Origin of the sequence: Flavobacterium gillisiae (assembly GCF_900107635.1) — a bacterium.
Taxonomy (GTDB): Bacteria; Bacteroidota; Bacteroidia; order Flavobacteriales; family Flavobacteriaceae; genus Flavobacterium; species Flavobacterium gillisiae.
This window is the reverse complement of the sequence record NZ_FNRD01000004.1, coordinates 64,507-87,082: the sequence shown is the minus strand read 5'-3', so window position 1 is coordinate 87,082 and position 22,576 is coordinate 64,507. Positions and strand designations below refer to the sequence as shown.

Sequence of the window (22,576 nt, the reverse complement as noted above, 5' to 3'; positions counted from 1 at the left end):
AATTTTGTTAAATTTGCAACGTTTCGGGGTCTAATAAATTTGGTCTCGACAAACTATTTTTTTATGAAAGAAGAAATACAAGCTTACAATAGTGTTTTAGAATTAATAGGAAATACACCTCTTATTAAACTAAATAAAGTCACAGAAAAGTTAGAAGGTAATTTCTATGCAAAGGTAGAAGCTTTTAATCCTGGGCATTCGTCGAAAGACAGAATCGCTTTATACATAATTGAAGAGGCCGAAAGAAGAGGGATATTATCTCCTGGAGATACCATAATCGAAACGACATCTGGGAACACTGGATTTAGTATTGCAATGGTCAGTATCATAAAAGGATATAACTGTATTCTTGCCGTAAGTTCAAAATCATCCAAAGATAAAATTGATATGTTACGCAGTTTAGGTGCTAAAGTCTATGTTTGCCCAGCACATGTATCTGCAGATGACGAGCGTTCGTATTATAATGTAGCTAAAAGATTACACGAAGAAACAAAAGGATCAATTTACATCAATCAATATTTTAATCAGTTAAATATTGATGCACACTATAATTCTACGGGACCTGAAATTTGGAAACAAACAAATGGTAAAATAACTCATTTAGTTGCTTGTAGTGGTACTGGAGGAACGATTTCTGGAACGGCTAAGTTCTTAAAAGAGCAAAATCCTAATATTAAAGTACTTGCTGTTGATGCTTTTGGTTCGGTATTGAAGAAATATCATGAAACAAAAGAATTTGACAACGATGAAATCTATCCATACAGAATTGAAGGTTTAGGGAAAAATTTAATTCCATCGGCTACAGATTTTGATACTATCGATAAGTTTACGAAAGTTACCGATGAAGAGAGTGCACATTGCGCAAGAGAGATTACTAGAAAAGAAGGCTTATTTGTAGGTTATACTTCTGGAGCTGTTTTACAAGCAATTAGACAATATGCTGAAGAAGGTGAATTTGACGAAAACAGTAATGTAATTGCCATTTTTCCTGACCACGGTTCTCGTTATATGAGTAAAGTATACAGTGATGATTGGATGCACGAACAAGGATTTTTTGATAGTGTAAATCAAGAAGAGGTTCAGAAAATCGAACTTATAAAATAGAAAATTACATTTATAGATAATAAAACTCCAGAGAAATCTGGAGTTTTTTTGTTTGTATTCAACATTAGAGTAGCGTTTAAGAGATTTCTTTTATTTATTCAAATGGGAATATAGATGGTCAAATTGCTATGATACAAAAGCATATCGCTTAATAGAATTAGAAAAGTAGCTTATCTATAAAGAAATAAAACCCGCTTAAATGGCCTTTAAGCGGGTTTTGGTGAACAAAAAAACTAAAAAAATTATTTTATAGCAGTCTTAGATTATAGTATATCCAATTCTTGCATGCAGGTTTTCATCATTTCGTATGTTCTCTTAATGTCATTATCTAGACCAATTGAAAAACGGATTAAACCATCAGTCAATCCCATTTCTACTTGTTCTTCCATAGGAATTTCACTTGAAGTAGAGGTTCCGGGAGCGCTAAACAATGTTTTGTAGAATCCTAAACTTACGGCTAGGTATCCTAAGTTGCGTGATTGCATTAGCTCCATTAAAGCATTGGCTTTTGCCAAAGAACCAATGTCTAATGTCATCATTCCACCAAAACCATATTCCGGATTGATCATCGACGCAAATAAATCGTGACTTGGATGGCTTTTTAAACCAGGATATACCGTTTTTATTCCGTCTTTTTCAAAACGTTCTGCTAGGTATGCAGCATTATGACTGTGTTGCTTGATTCTTAGGTGTAGTGTACGTAGATTTTTCATAACACTTGCTGAACGCATACTATCCATTGTTGGCCCTAGCAACATACTAGCTCCACTGTTTACGTCTTTCAGCTGATTAATAAAGTCTTGTGATGCACAAGTTACTCCACCCACAGTGTCGCTACTTCCGTTGATGTATTTTGTCAAACTGTGAATTACAATATCAGCACCAAATTTAACTGGAGAAACAGATAAAGGAGAGAAGGTGTTATCAACAACCAATGTCAAATTATGCTTTTTGGCAATTTTGGATAAACCAGCTATATCAGCTACTTCTAATAAAGGATTACTTACTGTTTCACAATACAATACTTTTGTATTAGGAGTTATAGCAGCTTCGACTACATCTAGTTTTGTGATGTCTACAAATGTAGTTTTGATACCAAATCTTGGTGCGAAGTTTTTAAGAAAAGCATACGTTCCTCCATAAATAGTTCTGCTTGAAACGATGTGGTCTCCATTTCCGCACAACTGCATCAAAGTAGGAGTGATAGCACCCATTCCTGAAGCGGATACGTTTGCCGTTTCAGTACCTTCCATTGCAGCCATTGCTTTGTCTAAATACAAATTACTTGGAGAGGAATGGCGGGAATACAAGTAGCAACCTTCCATGTTACCTTCAAAGGTGTCAAACATAGTTTTTGCTGAAAGGAAAGTATAGGTAGAAGAGTCAGAAATAGATGGGTTTACACCACCAAATTCGCCAAAATATTGTAAGTCTTGAATGTTGTCTGCGGGGTTGAAGTTCATGTTGTTGTTTTTTAAGTTAGTTATTTTATTAGATCGTGTATAATTGGCTTTAAGCCACTAAAAAAGAATTCGACTGCTATTACCATAACGATAAGTCCCATAAGTCTCATCATTACATTTATGCCTGTTTGTCCTATTACTTTTATAATTTTAGAAGAGCTCAATAGAATGATGTAGGTGGTTAAGACTACGGCCGCTATAGAAACTAGCAGAATCACTATTTTGGAAATTGAGGAAGCATCTTCCATTAAAACAATTGCGTTTGTTATAGCGCCTGGGCCGCAAATCATAGGAATCGCCAAAGGTGTTATAGAAATATCATTTACATAGTTTTTGACTTCATTTTTTTTGATTTTTACAGCGCTTAATCGAGCCTGTAGCATATCCATTCCCATCATGAAAAAAATGACTCCTCCTACTATTTTAAAACTGTTTACGGAGATCCCAAAAAACTTGAATAGTAATTGTCCCGAAAGGGCAAAGCAAATGATAATAATGAAGGAAACTAAGGATGCTTTTTTAGCAGTAAATCTTCGTTCCTGTTCCGACAAATCAGTCGTCATAGTCAAAAAAATAGGCATTGTACCTAATGGATTGATTAGGGTAAAAAAAGAGGTGAGGCATAGAAGGCCAAAAGTTATTAAATCATCCATTACAACAATACTATTTATAATGTAAAGGACGTTTATATAGTTTTTATTGTCAATAATAGAGTCTAAAATCAGTTTTTTATATTGTTATAATGAGTTTATGTAGATTTTATTTCTATTTTTATCGAATATTTTATGCTTTCGCCAAAAAAACTACAAAATGACTTTAGACTTAATAGACAAAAAACTACTTTTATTATTACAAACGGACAGCAAAAAGACTACAAAAGAATTGTCTTTGAAATTGAATCTGTCAGTTACTGCGGTGTATGAGCGCATTAAAAAATTAGAGCGTGAAGGTATTATTGATAAATACGTGGTGTTGCTCAATAAAGCGAAGGTTGAAAAAGGATTTGTAGTTTTTTGTCATCTAAAACTCATTCAGCACACGAAAGAATTTGTAACCAGATTCGAAAGTGATGTAGTGCAATTAAAGGAAGTATTAGAATGTTATCATGTAAGTGGCGATTACGACTACATTCTTAAGATTGTGGTGAAAGACATGGAGGCCTACAGAGAGTTTTTAGTCACAAAGTTAACTACCCTACAGCATATAGGTAGCACGCAAAGTACCTTTATGATCAGTGAAGTTAAAAATACAACGGTTGTAGAAGTTTAAGGAAATTTACTGCTAAGAAGGTATTGTTTGCGACATATTAAATGGGTTGTAGTGTAAAATCTTAAGAAAATATATTTAATATTAAACTTTAAACAAAACTTAATTCCTTAATTTTGTGCAACATTTTATAAAAAAACAACAAAAATAAATATACTATGAATTCATTTGACGTAGTCATTATTGGTTCTGGCCCAGGCGGATATGTATCAGCAATTCGTTGTGCACAACTTGGTTTCAAAACAGCAATTATCGAAAAGTATTCAACTCTTGGAGGAACTTGCCTTAACGTAGGGTGTATTCCTTCAAAAGCATTGTTATCTTCCTCGCATCATTATGCTGAATTAGCACATTTTGCTGATCACGGAATTGAAGTTTCTGGTGAAGTAAAAGTTAACCTGGAAAAAATGATTGCACGCAAACAAGCAGTTGTTGATCAGACTTCAGGCGGAGTAAAATATTTAATGGACAAAAATAAAATTACTGTTCTAGAAGGATTAGGTTCTTTTGTAGACGCTACTCACGTTGCGATTGCAAAAGCAGACGGAACTAGCGAAACAGTAGAAGCTAAAAATATTATTATTGCGACAGGTTCTAAACCTTCTAATTTGCCATTTATCAAAATTGATAAAGAAAGAATTATTACTTCGACTGAAGCATTAAAATTAAAAGAAGTACCAAAACATCTTGTCATCATTGGTGGTGGAGTTATTGGTATTGAATTAGGTCAGGTGTATTTACGTTTGGGAGCGCAAGTTTCTGTAGTGGAATTCATGGACCGAATTATTCCAGGAATGGATGCTTCATTGTCTAAAGAATTGACTAAAGTTTTAAAGAAACAAGGAATGAAATTCTACGTTTCACATAAAGTAAAGTCAGTAGAAAGAAACGGTGATGCCGTGACTGTTCAAGCAGAAAATGCCAAAGGAGAGACAATTACTTTGCAAGGAGATTATTCTCTTGTTTCTGTAGGTCGTCGTCCTTATACAGACGGTTTAAACGCAGATAAAGCTGGAGTGAAAATTTCAGATAGAGGAATGGTTGAAGTAAATGATCATTTACAAACTAATGTTCCTAATATTTATGCAATAGGTGACGTTGTTCGTGGAGCGATGTTAGCACACAAAGCAGAAGAAGAAGGAGCTATGGTTGCTGAAATCTTAGCTGGACAAAAACCACATATTGATTACAATTTAATTCCAGGTGTTGTGTATACTTGGCCAGAAGTGGCTGCGGTAGGGCAAACAGAAGAGCAGTTAAAAGCTTCTGGAGTGGAATTCAAATCTGGAACCTTCCCTTTCAAAGCATTAGGTCGTGCAAGAGCAAGTGGAGATTTAGACGGTTTTGTAAAAATTCTTGCTGATGCAAAAACTGATGAGGTTCTTGGAGTTCATATGATTGGAGCTCGTTGTGCTGATTTAATTGCTGAAGCGGTTGTTGCAATGGAATTTAAAGCGTCAGCTGAAGATATATCAAGAATGTCACACGCGCATCCTACTTTTGCGGAAGCGATCAAAGAAGCAGCATTAGCGGCTACAGATAATAGAGCATTACACGTATAGTCAGAAAGACTTTTATGTTTTTATACCAAAAAAGAAACCCGTTCATTGAACGGGTTTCTTTTTTGGTATTTACTTGTAATTGGAATTAATCCATTTTGAATAATCCTTTATAATTTTCCCAATGAGTGAAAATAAGGAATATGTTCCCCACGAATACAAAAATCGCTAGTGGAAGGTTTTCTGGAGTTAAGAAGTAGTTTATTAATAATATATTAAGTGTTACCGGGAAAATGACAAGATTGGCTAATGTGGTGAATTTCCCTGTTACAAATGACAAACCACATAATAGCTCAACACTTTTTGCTAATGGAAATAAATAAGTTGAGGCCATCAAACCAAGCTGGAATGCTTTGAACTCTCCAGTTGATGCAGGCTCAGGACTTAAGTGTAAAAAATAGCTGATAGAGGTATAGAGAAATAGAAGCCCAAGTAGAGTCCGAATAATAATGGTAGCAATTTTCATAATATATAGGTTTATTGGTTAAAAATTTAAAATGTTCTGATGCGGTAAAGCTCATTTATTTTTAATACTATATTCCATTTTGATTACCGTCTCTATCAGAAAAAAAAACAATTGTAATTTGATTAAGTGTTTTAATATTAGCGCGTTATTGTAAATTTACGAAAAAAAACAACTGATTTTTCTTATAACGACATATTAAAGGAAATTTTTTATTGTAATTTTGAACTTTAAAGCCAAAATTTTTTTGAGAACATCAATTCATAAGCCGATTTCAAATCCAAAATTGTTTAAAAAACAACTTCTAATTTGGTCGCAACAGTTTCGTGAAGTTATTTTTATGGATAGTAATGATTATCCGCAGCAACATTCAAGTTTTGACTGTGTTGTAGCAGTAGACGCTTTCACGTCAATAAAAACAGACTATCATAATGCTTTTGAGGATTTAAAACAATATCAGCAAATTACAAAAGACTGGCTTTTTGGTTACTTATCCTATGATTTAAAAAATGATGTAGAGGATTTGCAATCGAATAACTTTGACGGTTTGCATTTTCCGGATTTGTTTTTCTTTCAACCTAAAAAAATATTTTTATTAAGAGGGAATGAGGTTGAAATTCAATATCTAAACATGTGCGATGATGAATTAGAGGCTGATTTTGACGAGATAAATCTGCAAAATACCGACGTAGAATTGCGTACAACAGCAGTTGAAGTCAAACAGAGAATTTCAAAAGAAAAGTATCTCGATAAGGTTTCAAAAATGCTTTCCCATATTAATCAAGGGAATTTGTATGAAGCTAATTTTTGTATGGAATTTTATGCTGAAAATACAATTATAGATCCACTGGATAAATTCCTTAAGCTCAACGAAATTTCTCAACCTCCATTTGCTGTTTTTTTTAAAAATCACCGTCAATTTGTACTTTCGGCATCACCGGAGCGGTATTTGAAAAAAGAAGGAGAACTTCTTGTTTCACAGCCTATAAAAGGAACTTCGAAACGATTCTTGGACCCAATTAAAGATGAAGAATCAAAGAATAAACTATCAGCAGATCCAAAAGAACGTGCCGAGAATATTATGATAACGGACTTAGTGCGTAATGACTTATCGCATACGGCACAAAAAGGATCGGTACAGGTTACAGAACTATGTGGTATTTACTCTTTTATGCAAGTCCACCAAATGATTTCTACGGTTACGTCTAGATTAGATTATCAATATGGCGCTGTTGATGCCATAAAGAAGTCTTTCCCTATGGGAAGTATGACCGGCGCACCTAAGATTTCGGCCATGAAAATTATTGAAGATCTCGAAGAAACTAAAAGAGGATTGTACAGTGGAGCAGTGGGTTACTTTACGCCCAGTGGAGATTTCGACTTTAATGTAATCATCAGAAGTATTTTATACAATCAGGAAAATCAGTACGTTTCTTTTTCTGTAGGTAGCGCCATTACTGCGTTGTCAATTCCAGAAAGCGAGTATGAAGAATGTTTGCTTAAAGCAAAAGCAATGCGTGAAGTATTGCAATAATCGACATTCATAATTCGATATTGAATTTTAATCTTTATTTTTGAACTATGTTAGATAGACTCAAAAATCATATTACTCAAAACTTCCCTTTTTTAGAAAATAAAAAACTTCTTCTGGCTACTAGTGGAGGCTTGGATAGTATTGTAATGGCTCGATTGTTTAATCAACTGGACTACGCAATTGCTTTGGCTCATTGTAATTTTCAATTGCGGGGATTAGAGAGTTTCGGAGATCAAAATTTTGTTCAAGATTATGCTAGTACTAATAATATTCCAATGTTTTTGACCCAATTTGATACTGAGGCTTTCGCCAAAGATTACAAGCTTTCGACACAAGTTGCCGCTCGTGATTTGCGTTACAATTGGTTTTATGAACTTTTGGAAACAGAGGGGTTTGATTATGTTCTTACTGCTCATCATGCAGATGACAATATAGAAACATTTCTTATCAACTTAAGCCGAGGTACGGGATTGGAAGGTTTGGTCGGTATACCAGCCCAAAACGACAAAATTATACGTCCGTTATTGCTTTTTTCGAGGGAGGAAATTGCAAACTATGCCAAAGAGAACAAAATAGAGTGGAGAGAAGACAGCAGCAATGCCTCCGATAAGTATTTGCGCAATAAGATTCGCCATGATTTAGTTCCATTATTAAAAGAATTAAATCCACATTTTATCCCTTCGTTTCAAAAAACACAATCCTACTTGCAGGAATCACAGGTCATGGTTGAAGACGCTTCGATTATGGTGTACCAGCAAGTGGCAAAGCAAGAAGAAGAAGGGATTTATTTTGATTTAAATCAATTAAGAAAATTACCAAACTATACTTCCTATTTATATCAATGGTTGCATGAATTTGGATTTTCTGCATGGGATGATATATATGATTTGGTCGAAAGTCAATCAGGGAAACATGTTTTTTCTGCCGAGTTTCGATTATTGAAGGACAGGGATTCGTTAATTCTAAGCCCAATTGATTTAGAAGCTAATTCGGAGGAGGAGTATTTTATTGATGAAGGGATGGAAGACGTTAAGATTCCCTTAAATCTTAGCTTTTGTAAAGTAGATGACATTTACATTCCTACAAATACGACTATATTTGTTGACCAAGAGAAATTAGAATTCCCTTTAGTTTTACGTAGGTGGAATGATGGAGATAATTTTCAGCCTTTTGGAATGGAAGGTAAGTCAAAAAAAGTGAGTAAGCTTTTTAAAGATGAGAAATTATCCTTGTTAGAAAAAGAAAATGTCTGGATCTTATGGTCAGGAAATAAAATTGTTTGGGTTGTTGGTATTAGACAAGATGAACGATTTAGAGTAGATAACAAAACACAAAATATATTAAAAATAGAATTAGAATAATGAAGAAAATATTAGTTATCCTTATTACTTTTTTGGCTTTTGCCAATGTAAATGCTCAAATTCTAGATCCAGTAAAATGGACAACAAAAATTGAAAAAACATCAGACAACACCTATTTATTGACTTTTGATGGCGTAATTGAAAAAGACTGGCATCTGTATTCCCAGTTTACTCCAGATGGTGGCCCACTGGCATTAGAAGTTGTTTTTAAAAATCCAAAAGGTAATTTTAATCTTGTAGGTAAAGCGAAAGAAAGCAAAACCAAAACGGCTTACAATGATATTTTTGAAGTAAATGAAACTTATTTTCAAAGAAAAGCTCAAATACAACAGATAGTCCATGTTACGAATCCAAAGCTGACTAAGCTTGAAGCCGAGTTGAATTATCAGGTTTGTAAAGAAGTATGTATCAATTTAGAGAAGAAATTCACTTTTACCATACCTACTACCAGTACAGCTGTGGTTGCAGTACCAAAAGAAGCCGCTGCTGCAGTAGCAGTTGAAACTGATACGATAAAGGAAGATTCTTTAGCTCCGAGTCTTGGTGCAAGTAATATTGTAGTTGCGACACCTGAAAAAGAGGTAGTTGCAGAATCCAAATCAGATACACAAAGGGGATTGTGGTCTATATTTTTTATCGCATTTTTATCAGGGTTTGCTGCCTTGCTGACGCCATGTGTTTTTCCAATGATTCCTATGACGGTTAGTTTTTTTACCAAACAAAGTAAAACAAAGGCAAAAGGGATTAGAAATGCAATCATTTATGGGATTTCAATTATTGTGATTTATGTGCTTCTTGGATTCTTAGTAACCTGGATTTTTGGTGCTGATGCTTTGAATGCCCTATCGACAAATGTGTGGTTTAATATTATTTTCTTTGTTTTATTAGTTGTTTTTGCGGCTTCATTTTTGGGTGCATTTGAAATTATGTTACCTAATTCTTGGGCAAATAAAGTAGACAGCCAAGCTGATAGAGGAGGGATTATAGGTATTTTATTTATGGCATTGGCACTTGCAATTGTATCGTTCTCTTGCACGGGGCCGATAGTAGGTACGCTATTGGTGGAAGCCGCTTCCAAAGGAGGAATCGCTCCAATCATTGGAATGTTTGGTTTTTCATTGGCATTAGCCTTACCATTTATGCTTTTTGCTATGTTTCCCGGATGGTTGCATTCCTTACCAAAATCTGGTGGATGGTTGAATACGGTGAAAGTCGTTTTAGGATTTTTAGAATTGGCTTTAGCCTTTAAATTCTTATCAAATGCCGACTTGGTATTGCAGTTGCATTTGTTGGAAAGAGAAGTATTCCTAGCTATTTGGATTGCTATTTTTGGAACATTGGCCTTTTATTTATTCGGCAAAATTACGTTGCCACATGATAGTCCGTTGACGCATATTTCAGTAGGACGATTAATGTTGGGATTACTAGCTTTAACTTTTACAGTGTATATGATTCCAGGACTTTGGGGAGCACCTTTAAAAATTATTAGCGCTTTTCCTCCTACATTAGAATACAGTGAAAGTCCTAAGGGATTAGGTGGTTCAGCAATTAGTGTTGCAAGTGCCATTTTACCGGAGGGAGCTAAAAGTGGGCCTCATGGAATAGTGGTTTTTGATGATTATGAAAAAGGATTGGCTTATGCCAAAACAGTAAATAAACCTATTATGCTTGATTTTACAGGTTATGCCTGTGTAAATTGTAGAAAAATGGAAAATAATGTCTGGTCTGATGCTATGATTTTGCCTATTTTAAACAATGAAGTAGTACTTATATCTTTGTATGTTGATGATAAAAGAGATTTGCCTAAAAACGAACAGTTTGTATCGAAAACAACAGGTTCTGAAATTGAAACAATAGGGGATAAGTGGACTGATTTTATGATATCAAAATATAAAACGAATACACAGCCTTTGTACGTTTTAACGGATTTAGAAGGGAATAACTTAAATAAAGAAAAGCCAACCATTAGTTATGTGAGTGTAGAAGAATATGGAACTTGGTTGAAAGCAGGAGTTTCTAATTTCAAGAAATAAAACCATTTATACTTATTAGATAGTCTAAAGTTATTTAGTATAAGCCGATAACTGGTGTCGATTTTGGGACAGTATGAAAGTATGGTTTTTACTGGACTATGTAAGTCATGATTAGTATAAAATAGAAAATCCCAATCTGAATTTCAGATTGGGATTTTTTTGTGTTAGGCTAGCCTTACTACAAGTTCTTTTATAAATACTTTTATAAAAACTCTCCGTGTTGAGAGATGTCTAAACCTAACTCTTCTTTATCTTCACTTACTCTTAGTGGAGTGATCTTATTTACAATAAAGAATAAGAAATAAGATGCTGAAAAAGCAAATACGGAAACAATAATCAAAGCAGTTAATTGGTGAATAAATAAAGTCGTTTCACCAAATATTAGACCTTGATCTGTAACAGCTGAATTTACTGTTTTAGAAGCAAAAACTCCTGTCAATAACATCCCTGTCATTCCACCAACACCGTGGCAAGCAAATACATCTAACGCATCGTCAATTTTACCTTTTGGGAATTTACTCACGATAAGATTACTTACAATACTACTAAAAATACCAATGAATATTGCATGTGGCATACTTACAAATCCTGCGGCAGGAGTGATCGCTACTAATCCTACTACGGTACCAATACAAGCTCCCATTGCTGAAAGTTTGTGACCAAGAATTTTATCCAGAAATACCCAAGCCATTCCGGCTGCGGCTGCAGCTACAGTTGTTGTTCCTAAAGCTTGTACAGCCAAACCGTTTGCTCCTAATGCAGAACCTGCATTGAAACCAAACCATCCGAACCATAATAAACCAGTTCCTAATAATACATAAGTAATACGTGCAGGATTTGATTTTTGTGCTTTTCTTTTTCCTAAAAACATTGCGCCAGCTAATGCCGCCCAACCAGCACTCATATGTACGACAGTTCCACCAGCAAAATCAAGAACTCCCATCTTGAAGAATAATCCTTCTGGATGCCAAGTCATATGACATAAGGGTGCATAAATCAATATAATGAATAGAACCATGAATAATAGATAAGCCCAAAAGCGAATTCTTTCAGCAAAAGCTCCAGTTATTAATGCGGGTGTGATTATTGCGAATTTTGCTTGAAATAAAGCGAATAATAGAAAGGGTACAGTTGGTGCAGCAACCCAGGCTGTATTTATACCAACGCCTTGGAAGAACAAGTTAGGTAAAGGATTACCGATAATACCTCCAATTGAAGGTCCAAAAGACAAACCAAAGCCAATGACTACCCAAAGTACGGTCACAACGATCATAGCCATGAAACTTTGCAACATTGTGCTGATTACATTTTTTTTACCTACCATACCACCGTAGAAGAATCCTAAACCAGGGGTCATGATTAAAACAAGTGCTGTAGCAACAATCATCCATGCTGTATCTCCAGTATCGAATGCTACTGCTTCGGCAGGGATAGGGTGTGCAGAAAGAATGGAAGTTGAAAATAGGGTCACTACTAAAAGGGAAATTAGTAGGATACTTAAAACGATTTTTCTCATGTTGTTTAGAATTAATTTTTGACAAAAGTATAAAATCATTCAACATCCCTCCTAATATTGATGTAAAACTCGTTATTTTTATGTTTTTAGTATTTTGACCCCTAATTTTTTGCGGGTATGTTTGATTTGTGAGATGAAAACAAGGATTTGCTAATGTATTCGGAAGTGGAATATTCAGAATTTTATTGTTTTGTACTAAGTCAAAAAAAAACAGACAATTTACGATCGCGTAAATTGTCTGTTTTTATAAGGAAAGACTAAGTTGTTTTATGACTACTAGTTTTGATTGTATTTTTCTTTATATCTTTTATTCAATACAGATTGATGAGTTTCAAGACTTATCATTCGACCTTGAATAAAAGCATGTGATACTTTATTAGTTCTCATGTCTAAGGCATCACCTGCAGACAAGAATAAAGTGGCATCTTTTCCTATTTCTAATGTACCACATTGAGCATCTATTCCTAATATTTTGGCAGTGTTAGAAGTGATTAATTGCAAAGCTTGCTCTTTATCTAGGCCGTAGGCAGCACATGTACCAGCTAAAAATGGTAAGTTTCTGGTATTCATGCGCTCATGAGAACCGCTATTTTCCAGTCCTACTAATACTCCTTTATCGGTTAATAATTTTGCTGCTTTATAGGGTAGGTCGACATCATCATCCTCATGTTCAGGCATATCATGGACTCTTTTTAAAAGTACACCGATATTGTTTTTTTGTAATAATTCAGCAGTCTTGTATGCTTCATATCCACCAACAATTACCATTTTTTTAATACCATTACTTTTAGCTAATTGAACAGCATCAATAATTTGTTTCTCTTCATTAGCATTTATAAATAAAGTTTGAGAACCATCAAACAATCCTCTTGCCGATTCCAAAATTAAATTTCGTTCTTTACTATTATCTACTTGATATGCTTTTGCATTGGTCAAAAAAGTAATGATTTCGTTGATTTGAGTTTTGTAATCTTTATTTTCTTCAATACTTCCTGGCTCAAACCAAGATCCACTTTTCTTATAGCTGGAAGGGAAATTAAGATGAATTCCATCATTTTCTTTCATAATTGCATCTTGCCAAGTCCAAGCATCTAACTGAACTATAGATGAGGTCCCTGATATACGCCCACCACGAGGTGTGATTTGAGCAATTAAAACACCATTAGGTCTAACGGTTTCAATTACTTTTGATTCTGCATTGTAGGCTATAATACTTCTTACATTGGGATTCATTAGCCCAATTTCATTTTCATCGTCAGATGATTTAATGGCGTCAATTTCAACTAAGCCTAATGTGGAATTTGGTGCTATGAAACCAGGATACAATTCTTTACCGCTGGCATCAATCGTAATATCATAGGCACTTTTATCTATTCTAATTGTTGTAGCATCTGCCATCATAGTAATCTTACCGTCTTTAAAACCTAAAGCACTATTTTCGATTACTTGTCCATTACCAATGTGTGCTTTGGCATTTAGAATCAGTATTGATTTTGATTGTTTTGGAGCAGGTGTTTGTTGTGCATTTGCAAGGATTGATAAACTTAATACCAATACTAATATATATATGTGTTTATTCATTTGTTTATAATTTATTAGGTAATTGTGATTCTTAAAATGCGATTTATTCCAGTTCTAATGTATCACAGTGGTATTCTTTCTTTTCTTTGCGTTTTGGTTCTTGAGTAGTTGCGCCTTTGTTTTTCTCTTGTAATAATTGACCAATTAACTCGTTTCTTTCTTTGGCAATAGCGACTCTTTGTTGCTCATCTTTTTGAACATCATAGTAGACTATACCTTCAATTAGAGTTTTCTCTGCTTTTGCATATATAGATAAAGGATTGTTGTTCCAAAGAACTATATCAGCGTCTTTACCCACTTTTATACTTCCTACTTTGTCATCTATGTGTAATAACTTGGCTGGATTAAGAGTGACAAACTTCCAAGCATCTTCTTCAGAAACATCTCCATATTTTACTGCTTTTGCGGCTTCTTGATTTAATCTTCTTGACATTTCAGCATCATCAGAATTATAGGCTACTACTAATCCTGCATTATGCATTATTGGACCATTATAAGGAATGGCATCATTTACCTCAAACTTGTAAGCCCACCAGTCTGAAAAAGTGGAAGCACCAACGCCATGTTCTTTCATTTTGTCGGCTACCTTATAACCTTCAAGAATATGAGTGAAGGTGTTTACTCTGAAGTTAAATTTATTGGCAACATTCATCAACATTAAAATTTCTGACTGAACATAAGAATGGCAACTAATAAAACGCTCTTTATTTAGTATTTCAGCTACTGTTTGTAAATCTAAATCTACGCGCGGAGCATTTCCTTTTCCTTTTTTTGAATTATAGTTTTTCCAAGCTAAATCATATTCCTTGGCACGTTGAAAATAATCAGTAAATACTTGTTCAACACCCATTCTTGTTTGAGGGAAACGAGTTGGGTTTATATTTCCCCAGTTGGATTGTTTTACATTTTCACCCAATGCAAATTTGATGAATTTAGGTTGGTTTTTATATAGCATTTCATCTGCATCTTGTCCCCATTTCCACTTTACAATGGCAGATTGTCCACCGATAGGATTTGCAGAACCATGCAACAACTGTGAAGTAGTAACTCCACCGGCAAGTTCTCTATAAATATTTATATCTTCAGAATTCACTACATCTTGTATGGATACTTCGGCACTTGAGTTGTGTCCACCTTCATTTACTCCGTTAGAAATTGCGATATGGGAATGTTCATCAATAATTCCACTGGTCAAATGCTTTCCTTTTGCATCAATAATAGTTGCAGATGCATCAGAAAGGTTTTTACCAATAGCGGCGATTTTCCCATTCTTAACTAGAACGTCTGTTTCTTCGATAATACCTTCTTTCTCATTTGTCCATACCGTAGCATTTTTGAATAGTAAAGTTTTGGTGGTTGGCTTCTTGTCATTACCGTAAGCTACATTCGGAAATGTTGTAGCCATAATAACATTGTTTTTTTGCAACTTTAATGAATCCACAGGTTTTACAAATGGAGCAATTTTATTAGCTGACCATTTTACTTCATTTCCATCAAATAAAATCGCTTTTCCAGAAAGCGTTTGAACGTCTTCTATGTAGCCTATTAATCGGGTGAATTTTGTTTGCGTAGAATCGGTTGACTTTAGCACATTAGAAATCCAGTTGTTTGAAATCGAAAGTTTAGAGCTTAATTTTTTAGAATCAGCAGTATTGACTTCAGATTTAGGAGTCTCTATCTCACCGGTAATTTTCCATTTGTATTTTTTATCGGCAATAGTCAAATCGTATTCTCCTCTAATATCTTTAACATTGATGTCATTGACAACATATTTAGACCCTTGAACCCAGTTTTCATAGATTTTAGTTTGGTCATTAAATATTTCACCTGAGGTGATGATAAAGTTGGCGTAGTTTCCAATTTTCAAACTTCCAATTTCATTACTTTTTCCTAATAGCGAAGCAGGTACCGTTGTTAGTGCTTCTAATGCTTTTGTTTTATCAAAACCATATTGTATTGCTCTAAGTAGGTTTGTTCTAAAATCCTCTGTTTTTTTTAATTTATCAGTAGTCAATGCAAATACGATTCCGTTGTCTGTTAGAACTTTAAGATTGGTAGGCGCTTGATTCCAGAAACGTAAATCTTTCAATTCCATTTGATTAGCCTGATTTGGATCAGACACGTCATAAGCTTCAGGAAAATTTATTGGAATAATAAATTGAGCATTAGTATTTTTAATTTCTTCAATTCTTTCGAATTCATTTCCTATTCCCTTCATAATATAATTCAAACCGAATTCCTTAGCAATCTTTGAAGCTCGCATGCTATTGAGTTTATCTTCAGTAGCGAATATTTGAATTAATTTTTCATTTTCAGCTAAAGCAGCCAATGACAAATCCTTAGTTTCAGCATTTCCATTTTTATACCATTTCAAATCGTGATTTACTTGTCTTAACAGTGCCATCATACCCATTAATGAGCTAGGATAGGCCTGATTAGAAGTAGCGCTTCTGGTAAAACCAAAATGATTAGAAATTTTAGCAGTTAATAAGCGATTACTTTGATCACTGTTATTTAAAGCAATTAATGAACCAGTTCCTCTGGCAATACCATCTTGAACATGCGTACCCACGACACCAAATCCAGCTTTCAATAATTCTTCGGCTTTTGGTTGGTCGTATTTGAAATTGTCATAAGCATTAACTTCTGAACGGATGTGTTCATTCCAATAATAGCCTTCTCGCTTAGTATCATACGATTGACTTTGACGATTACCTTCTGTTTTTTTTGGTTTGTCCATTCCAAAACTAGTATACATATCAATAAAAGAAGGGTAAATTGATTTTCCGTCTAAGTTTACAGTAATAGTGTTTTTGGGGATGTTTACTGAAGTTCCTGCCGCAATTACTTTCCCATTTTGAATAAGTAAAGTTCCTTTTTCGATTATTTGTGTTGGAGTTACAAAAATCTTGGCGTTGGTAAAAGCAGTATAATTATTGTTTTTGTTTCGTACACCTTCGTTATTAGGAAAGTATTCTTGAGCATTAATTTTTGGTATAAAAATTAATAAAAAGAGAAGGGTAACTATTCTTTTCATAGGTTTTTTGTTAATTTTTTCTAAAAGTATAGAATAACTGTCTTTAAATGTTAAAAAATCTAATAATTAACACTTGTTTATTTCATTTAAGCGATGAGTTGTTTTTATTTCAATAAAAAAGGGAAGACAACTGTTGATTATCTTCCCTTTTACTATTTTTCAATGGTATTCTAACCAATGGTTTTTTCGATGTAATCTGAATTTAGGAGATATAAGGCTCCCATGTACTGTATCTTAAAAGAGACTAGATCTCCTATTTTATATTTCTTTTTTGAATTTGAAATGTCAATTACTAACATATCAGAACTAGCATCGACGATAGTGATGTCAGGATCTTCTGCTTCAATATATTGTGGTTGCATATCCAAAAGTCCAATATCCAGAATTGCACGTAAAGAAGTAACTCCTAAATCAGCATCATCTTCCATTACATAAGTATTCCCAACTCCACTTTCTCCTAATTCACCTGTGGGAGTGTCTGGTTTTTCAGTAATTTCGATAATCTCTGAGTACAGTTTAAATACATCATTGTGCATTCCTTTTATAGTTTCCCCTGTAAATAGGTCTTTACCAAAAAATAACGCTTCTCCAATTCTGAAATGATTCACCGCCATAGGACGTGCATTTTTTAGTATTAACGGGATAGCTACTGAAGTTCCGCCAGAAACCCAGGGTATTTCAATATTAAATTTAGCTTCAATCAATTGTTTGTATAGACTCAGCTGAATTAACTTATCTTGGGTAGGCATTATTCCGCTCAGGCAATTAAGATTGGTACCAATACCTCGAATTTCAATATTTGGTAAACTTAGAATGCTGCCGTAAAACTCAACTAGTTCTTCACCCATTACACCTTCACGCAAATCACCCATCTCAATCATAATAATGATTTTATGGATTTTATTTTGTTTTTGTGCTTCTTTAGAAAGCATTTTTATGGTATCGATTTCAGTATTGAAACTTACATCTGCGTATTGTACAATATTTTCAATACTTCGCTTCGCTGGTGGTTTGATATAAACGGTTTGGATCGTAGGGTCTAGCGCCTTTATTTTTTTTAAGTTACTGATTCGGGAATCATGCATTTCTCGTACGCCTAACGCGATAATTTCTTTCAAGTAAATTTTATTCCCACATAGAAGCTTCGTCACAACACCCCATTCTATATTTCTTGATTCAAAAATGTTATTCAAGAAAGTATAATTCTCCTCTAATTTTTTTCGGTATAGTTTTATAAAGGCCATTATTCTATAATTTTACGTGGAATCGTTTTCGAAATTCGGGTTAATAATTCATAATTCAGTTGATTACTATAGTCGCTAAAAGAAGCTATAGATACAGAAAGATCATTTTGAGAACCAATAAGCACCACTTCATCGTCTTTCTTTACTGATTCAAGGTTTGTAACATCGACGGTCATCATATTCATGTTTACAGAACCAACAACGATACACTGTTGTCCATCAATAAGAACTCTTCCCTGATTGCTTAATGAACGGCTATAGCCATGGGAATAGCCAATAGGAATAACAGCAACTTTCATTTTTCTTTCTGCTAAGAAACTAGTTCCATATCCGATAAACTCTCCAATCTTCACCTTTTTCACACTCATTATTTTACTTTTCCAAGTAATAACTCTTTGAAGAGGATCTATCTTGCTTTTTTTTGTGCTTAAAAAATTGACAAATACTTCAGGGCTTGGCCATAAGCCATATTGAAGGATTCCAATGCGTACCATATCCATTCTAGTTTCAGGAAACATTATTGATGCTGCTGAACAGGCTGAATGTTTTATTTCTGGTTTTAACTCATTTTTACAAAGATATTGATATATATCTTCGAATCGTTTAATTTGCTTATCGACTCTATAATAGTTCGCTATACTTTCGGCACCTGCATAGTGCGTACAAAGTCCTTTGAAAAAAACATGTTCTTTTTCTTTTTTTAGAAAAGCAATTACGGCATTTAGTTCGTTTTTTTCAAAGCCGGTACGGTTCATTCCGGTCTCTACTTCAATGTGTACAATTGCTTTTTTATGAAGTTTTTTTGCTGTTTTTGCCGCTTTTGTCAGCCGAGCTTTATCAAAAACAAAAAACTCTACATTATTATCAACCACCCATTCCATGTCTTCGTCTTGAACGAGTCCCATGACCATGATAGTGGCTTTGTCTTGCAGTTCTTCTTTTATATCTTTTGCTTCTTGTACATCAAAAACAGAGAAATGTGTAATTTCGTTTTTATATGCCATCGAAACAATTTCCTTGACTCCATGTCCATAAGCATTGCCTTTTACAACGCATGATATTTGTACTTTTTTTCCAAAAGTAGTGCGAAGAAAAGAAAGATTCTTCTTGTAGGCAGTCGTATTAAGTTCTATTGTTGAATTAGTGTGCATTTGTAATCTGTTTGCTTATGTGGTGAAAAATAGATACTCCGGTTGTAATAATGTCGTCTGGAAAATCATAGTCAGGATTGTGTAAAGCTGGCGTGTCTGCTCCTGACCCCAGTCCGAACATCGCACCTTTAAAATGCTGAGTAAACAAACCAAAATCTTCTCCCCAAGTAAAAGGGGTAGATTTTTCCAGTAGTTCAAATTTATTTTGTTTTGCTGCTTCCTTGATAAAGTGAACCGCCGTTTCATCATTCTCGTTAGCTTGGAAACCTTGTGTCCATTGTATGTTGCATTTCAATCGGTATTCATCTGCAACAGTCTGGGCTATATTTTCTAAAGTGGTTTCTATCTTTCTCATCTGAGCATTACTGTCGCTTCTCACTGTAAAGTGGACTTCTCCAGCTCCCGCAGAAACACCGTACGCCTTTTTACCCATTTTGGTATAAATAGGAGTGATTAGGCAATAATTTTCTTTTGAAATGTCAGCCTGAATAAAAGTATTAAATTGGGTAATAATCGAAGCTATCGCTAAGGCAGGATTTATTCCTTTTTCAGGTTCTCCGGCATGTGCAGTAATCCCATCCAATTTGATGATCATGCTATTCACTGCGCAAGTAAAAGTATCGTTTTTAACTACAATCTGATTTTTAGGATATCCAGGTAAATTGTGCAAGGCAAAAACATAGTCAGGTCGAAATCTTTCAAATTTCGCATCTGAAAATACTTTTTGCGCACCGCTACCATCTTCTTCAGCAGGTTGGAATAAAAGAATTACTGTACCTGTTTCGGGCTTGTGTTGGTATAATTGGGTTGCTAAACCGCATAAAATAGCCATATGTCCATCGTGGCCACATTTGTGAGAAACGCCATTGCTTAGCGAACGATGTTCGAACGTATTGATTTCTTCAATGGGTAAGGCATCCAATTCACATCTAAACAATACCGTTTTTCCTGGTTTTTCACCTTTATAAATGGCAATAATTCCAGTTCCTCCTATATTGGTTATGACTTCATCAGCTGGATAATTTTCCAGAAAAGAAGTGATTCTTTTTGCAGTTTCCACTTCTTTTCCAGAAACTTCCGGGTATTTATGTAGTTCCTTTCGCAGTAGAACAAGTGGTTCTACGCGTTGGTTTAAATTCTCCATTTTGGACTATTTGATAAGACGCATTTCTAGGTATTTATTAGTAAAACCTAATTTTTCATATAATCCTTTAGCAGGATTGTCTGGCTCTACGTGAAGTGCTATGTTTCCTTCAGCAATAGATATTGCTTTTTGCATTAATTTTTTTCCAAACCCTTTACCACGTTGGCTATTGTCAACAGCGATATATACTAAAATATTCTCTGGGATGAAATCTTTCATTCCAGTATTGTTTAAAATAACAACTCCAACAATTTTATTATCGTCTAAACCTACGACTATATTCCCTCCTTTATCAGGGTTCATAACGTAAGCGATACATTTTAGAATGTCTTCCACTTTATCTCCGTACTCTTCTAAATGAGTAAAAAGAAACTGAGCAATAATTTGATTTGTATATGTTTTGTCTTCTCCTGAAGTACTATTAATTATTTTGAATTCCATTTTGTTTTTCTTTTTTGTTATGATGATAAATTGATATTGTAACGAACAATAATAGTGAAATACTTATTCCGTAAATATTTGCGTCTAAATGTTCGGGTAATTTTATTCCTAAAGGTAACTTATTTTCGGTAATTATAAGTAAAATTGTAGTTGCTCCTCCAAAAAGCATACTCCAAAAAGCAGCGATTGGGTGGCTTTTTTTCCAAAATAAAGCACCTAGGACGGGGATGAATAATCCAGAAACCATAAAGGCGTAGGAGTAGAGCATCAGTTCCAGGACGTTTTGCATTTGGGAAGCCAATAATATCGCGAAAATTCCAACTAGTAAGGTTACGATCTGAGAAAGCTGAAGTTCTTTTTTATGAGTCAACTCTTTTTTAGAAAATTTAGCAATAATATCAGTAACGATATTTCCCGAAGCAGCCATTAAACAACTATCGGCGGTAGAAAGTATGGCCGAAAAATAGGAGGAAAGCATTAATCCCATTAACCCAATCGGTAAAATGGTGGCCAGTAAAATAGGTAATCCCATTTCGCTGTCCATTGATGCAGCATCTGTAATTCCGTCAAACATTCCTTTTGTTGCAGCTACTTTTGCTAACATTCCAAGAATAACTCCCATGAATGCCATTATAGGCCATTCAAAAACTCCGGCAATTATCCAGGCTTTTTGTGCTTCTTTTTCTCCTTTACTGGCGTAAATACGTTGGTATAGCGTCATCCCAACAAACCAAATAGGAATAATGGTGACGGACCAATTTAGCAATTGGTACCAAGTTACATTTGTCAGTGATAAATATTTAGGGTCTAAAGTTTCTTTAATAGCATCGTAACCTCCAACGGCATTATAGGCAACAGGTATTCCTATAAAAACTAATCCACCTATAAGGATTAACCATTGAATTGTATCGGTGTAAATCACAGCTTTTAGTCCCCCAATTGAAGTATAAGCCACCGCAATAACTCCCATAACAATCAAAGCCGTTTGAATATTCAAACCATCAATTGTTGCCGAAGCTAATTTGGCTCCAGCCAAAACCTGCGAACTAGTGAATCCGATGTATCCAATTGCAGAAATAATTCCAGCTAGAAGCGCTACTTTTCCATTATAGAAATGACCGAAGATTTGCGGGAAAGTGAAAAATTTATATTTGTGTCCTAACTGACTTACTTTCGGAATTAGGAATACGGCACTTAACCAAGCGCCAAGAAGTCCTGTAAACAACATCCAAGAACCGGATATTCCCATTGTAAAACCAAGTCCTCCCAGTCCAATTGAGAATCCACCCCCAACATCAGTAGCTACTACGGATAGACCAATATGCCAGCTGCTCATGTTTCTTCCACTAACATAAAAGTCCTCGGCAGTTTTATTTTTATTAAAAAAATAGAGACCAACACCTAACATAGCCAGCATGTAAACGACAAAGATTATATAATCTATTATGTGCATTTCTTGTTATTTCAGATTATTTAGTAGCCTGCAAATGGAATTTTTCCAAAAGGCAAAAGATGCAGCGAACTGCAAAAAAGGTATGTTTTTTCAAGTTGATTTCAGGATGATGAAATCGTAGATTTGGTTGTAAGAATTATTGATAATAATTCGTTTTTTAACCCCGAAAAAGCAAATAATTAGCGGCAAAGATAAGAAAATATATCCAAAAAGCTATTAATGGCGC

At 34.5% G+C, this 22,576-nt stretch carries 17 protein-coding genes; 6 read left to right on the top strand and 11 right to left on the bottom strand.

The window, feature by feature from the left end:
* Nucleotides 1–63 precede the first annotated feature (63 nt).
* Nucleotides 64–1,104, top strand: a complete 1,041-nt coding sequence (locus BLV35_RS07030) for a cysteate synthase (RefSeq protein ID WP_091086992.1) — start codon at nt 64–66, stop codon at nt 1,102–1,104.
* A 263-nt stretch (nt 1,105–1,367) separates the two neighbouring features.
* Here the strand turns inward: BLV35_RS07030 and BLV35_RS07025 are convergent, their stop codons facing one another.
* Nucleotides 1,368–2,567 carry an aminotransferase class I/II-fold pyridoxal phosphate-dependent enzyme gene (locus tag BLV35_RS07025; protein WP_091086988.1) on the bottom strand — a complete coding sequence of 400 codons (1,200 nt, stop codon included), beginning with the start codon at nt 2,565–2,567 and terminating at the stop codon, nt 1,368–1,370.
* Nucleotides 2,568–2,587: 20 nt separating this feature from the next.
* The gene (locus BLV35_RS07020; protein ID WP_091086985.1) at nt 2,588–3,220 is read right to left on the bottom strand and encodes a MarC family protein; all 633 of its coding nucleotides are present in this window, start codon (nt 3,218–3,220) and stop codon (nt 2,588–2,590) included.
* 157 nt (nt 3,221–3,377) lie between these two features.
* On the opposite strand from BLV35_RS07020, the gene BLV35_RS07015 reads away from it, so the two are divergent.
* Together BLV35_RS07015 and lpdA are read left to right on the top strand one after the other, a co-directional pair.
* On the top strand, nt 3,378–3,836 hold the full coding sequence (locus BLV35_RS07015; RefSeq protein ID WP_091086981.1) for an Lrp/AsnC family transcriptional regulator: 459 nt from the start codon (nt 3,378–3,380) through the stop codon (nt 3,834–3,836).
* 155 nt (nt 3,837–3,991) lie between these two features.
* The gene (gene lpdA, locus BLV35_RS07010; protein ID WP_091086977.1) at nt 3,992–5,395 is read left to right on the top strand and encodes a dihydrolipoyl dehydrogenase; all 1,404 of its coding nucleotides are present in this window, start codon (nt 3,992–3,994) and stop codon (nt 5,393–5,395) included.
* 85 nt (nt 5,396–5,480) lie between these two features.
* Here lpdA and BLV35_RS07005 read toward each other — a convergent pair whose 3' ends face one another.
* The gene (locus tag BLV35_RS07005; RefSeq protein ID WP_091086974.1) at nt 5,481–5,858 is read right to left on the bottom strand and encodes a DoxX family membrane protein; all 378 of its coding nucleotides are present in this window, start codon (nt 5,856–5,858) and stop codon (nt 5,481–5,483) included.
* A gap of 244 nt (nt 5,859–6,102) precedes the next feature.
* Between BLV35_RS07005 and BLV35_RS07000 the strand changes: the two genes are divergently transcribed.
* The 3 genes from BLV35_RS07000 to BLV35_RS06990 are packed head-to-tail and all read left to right on the top strand — an operon-like array spanning nt 6,103 to nt 10,783.
* On the top strand, nt 6,103–7,389 hold the full coding sequence (locus BLV35_RS07000) for an anthranilate synthase component I family protein (RefSeq protein ID WP_091087660.1): 1,287 nt from the start codon (nt 6,103–6,105) through the stop codon (nt 7,387–7,389).
* 47 nt (nt 7,390–7,436) lie between these two features.
* Nucleotides 7,437–8,750, top strand: a complete 1,314-nt coding sequence (gene tilS, locus BLV35_RS06995; protein ID WP_091086970.1) for a tRNA lysidine(34) synthetase TilS — start codon at nt 7,437–7,439, stop codon at nt 8,748–8,750.
* Nucleotides 8,750–10,783, top strand: coding sequence for a protein-disulfide reductase DsbD family protein (locus BLV35_RS06990; protein WP_091086966.1), 2,034 nt, complete (start codon nt 8,750–8,752; stop codon nt 10,781–10,783). The genes tilS and BLV35_RS06990 overlap by 1 nt, the downstream gene beginning before the upstream one ends.
* A 202-nt stretch (nt 10,784–10,985) precedes the next feature.
* On the opposite strand, the gene BLV35_RS06985 is transcribed toward BLV35_RS06990, so the two are convergent.
* The 8 genes from BLV35_RS06985 to BLV35_RS06950 all read right to left on the bottom strand — a co-directional run bounded on the left by BLV35_RS06985 (nt 10,986) and on the right by BLV35_RS06950 (nt 22,350).
* Entirely contained in the window at nt 10,986–12,299 is a 1,314-nt protein-coding gene (locus tag BLV35_RS06985; RefSeq protein ID WP_091086963.1) for an ammonium transporter, read from the bottom strand.
* Nucleotides 12,300–12,575: 276 nt separating this feature from the next.
* On the bottom strand, nt 12,576–13,880 hold the full coding sequence (locus BLV35_RS06980) for an amidohydrolase family protein (RefSeq protein ID WP_091086959.1): 1,305 nt from the start codon (nt 13,878–13,880) through the stop codon (nt 12,576–12,578).
* Nucleotides 13,881–13,923: 43 nt separating this feature from the next.
* On the bottom strand, nt 13,924–16,917 hold the full coding sequence (locus BLV35_RS06975; RefSeq protein ID WP_091086956.1) for an amidohydrolase family protein: 2,994 nt from the start codon (nt 16,915–16,917) through the stop codon (nt 13,924–13,926).
* A gap of 170 nt (nt 16,918–17,087) precedes the next feature.
* A complete protein-coding gene (locus tag BLV35_RS06970) occupies nt 17,088–18,161 on the bottom strand; it encodes an alanine/ornithine racemase family PLP-dependent enzyme (protein WP_091086953.1) in 1,074 nt (357 codons plus the stop codon).
* On the bottom strand, nt 18,161–19,312 hold the full coding sequence (alr, locus tag BLV35_RS06965; protein WP_091086950.1) for an alanine racemase: 1,152 nt from the start codon (nt 19,310–19,312) through the stop codon (nt 18,161–18,163). Before alr ends, BLV35_RS06970 begins: the two co-directional genes overlap by 1 nt.
* The gene (locus BLV35_RS06960; RefSeq protein WP_091086947.1) at nt 19,302–20,456 is read right to left on the bottom strand and encodes an amidohydrolase; all 1,155 of its coding nucleotides are present in this window, start codon (nt 20,454–20,456) and stop codon (nt 19,302–19,304) included. Before BLV35_RS06960 ends, alr begins: the two co-directional genes overlap by 11 nt.
* A 6-nt stretch (nt 20,457–20,462) precedes the next feature.
* On the bottom strand, nt 20,463–20,897 hold the full coding sequence (locus BLV35_RS06955; protein ID WP_074724109.1) for a GNAT family N-acetyltransferase: 435 nt from the start codon (nt 20,895–20,897) through the stop codon (nt 20,463–20,465).
* Nucleotides 20,878–22,350, bottom strand: coding sequence for a sodium:solute symporter family protein (locus BLV35_RS06950; protein ID WP_091086943.1), 1,473 nt, complete (start codon nt 22,348–22,350; stop codon nt 20,878–20,880). The genes BLV35_RS06955 and BLV35_RS06950 overlap by 20 nt, the downstream gene beginning before the upstream one ends.
* Nucleotides 22,351–22,576 lie beyond the last annotated feature (226 nt).

Excerpts from the sequence above, each read along its gene's own strand:
- lpdA (WP_091086977.1), top strand. The coding sequence starts at position 3,992 with ATGAATTCATTTGACGTAGTCATTATTGGTTCTGGCCCAGGCGGATAT.
- BLV35_RS06955 (WP_074724109.1), bottom strand. The coding sequence starts at position 20,897 with ATGGAATTCAAAATAATTAATAGTACTTCAGGAGAAGACAAAACATAT.
- BLV35_RS06975 (WP_091086956.1), bottom strand. The coding sequence starts at position 16,917 with ATGAAAAGAATAGTTACCCTTCTCTTTTTATTAATTTTTATACCAAAA.
- BLV35_RS07030 (WP_091086992.1), top strand. The coding sequence starts at position 64 with ATGAAAGAAGAAATACAAGCTTACAATAGTGTTTTAGAATTAATAGGA.
- BLV35_RS07020 (WP_091086985.1), bottom strand. The coding sequence starts at position 3,220 with ATGGATGATTTAATAACTTTTGGCCTTCTATGCCTCACCTCTTTTTTT.
- tilS (WP_091086970.1), top strand. The coding sequence starts at position 7,437 with ATGTTAGATAGACTCAAAAATCATATTACTCAAAACTTCCCTTTTTTA.
- BLV35_RS06980 (WP_091086959.1), bottom strand. The coding sequence starts at position 13,880 with ATGAATAAACACATATATATATTAGTATTGGTATTAAGTTTATCAATC.
- BLV35_RS06950 (WP_091086943.1), bottom strand. The coding sequence starts at position 22,350 with ATGCACATAATAGATTATATAATCTTTGTCGTTTACATGCTGGCTATG.
- alr (WP_091086950.1), bottom strand. The coding sequence starts at position 19,312 with ATGCACACTAATTCAACAATAGAACTTAATACGACTGCCTACAAGAAG.
- BLV35_RS06990 (WP_091086966.1), top strand. The coding sequence starts at position 8,750 with ATGAAGAAAATATTAGTTATCCTTATTACTTTTTTGGCTTTTGCCAAT.
- BLV35_RS06985 (WP_091086963.1), bottom strand. The coding sequence starts at position 12,299 with ATGAGAAAAATCGTTTTAAGTATCCTACTAATTTCCCTTTTAGTAGTG.
- BLV35_RS07015 (WP_091086981.1), top strand. The coding sequence starts at position 3,378 with ATGACTTTAGACTTAATAGACAAAAAACTACTTTTATTATTACAAACG.
- BLV35_RS07025 (WP_091086988.1), bottom strand. The coding sequence starts at position 2,567 with ATGAACTTCAACCCCGCAGACAACATTCAAGACTTACAATATTTTGGC.
- BLV35_RS06960 (WP_091086947.1), bottom strand. The coding sequence starts at position 20,456 with ATGGAGAATTTAAACCAACGCGTAGAACCACTTGTTCTACTGCGAAAG.
- BLV35_RS06970 (WP_091086953.1), bottom strand. The coding sequence starts at position 18,161 with ATGGCCTTTATAAAACTATACCGAAAAAAATTAGAGGAGAATTATACT.
- BLV35_RS07005 (WP_091086974.1), bottom strand. The coding sequence starts at position 5,858 with ATGAAAATTGCTACCATTATTATTCGGACTCTACTTGGGCTTCTATTT.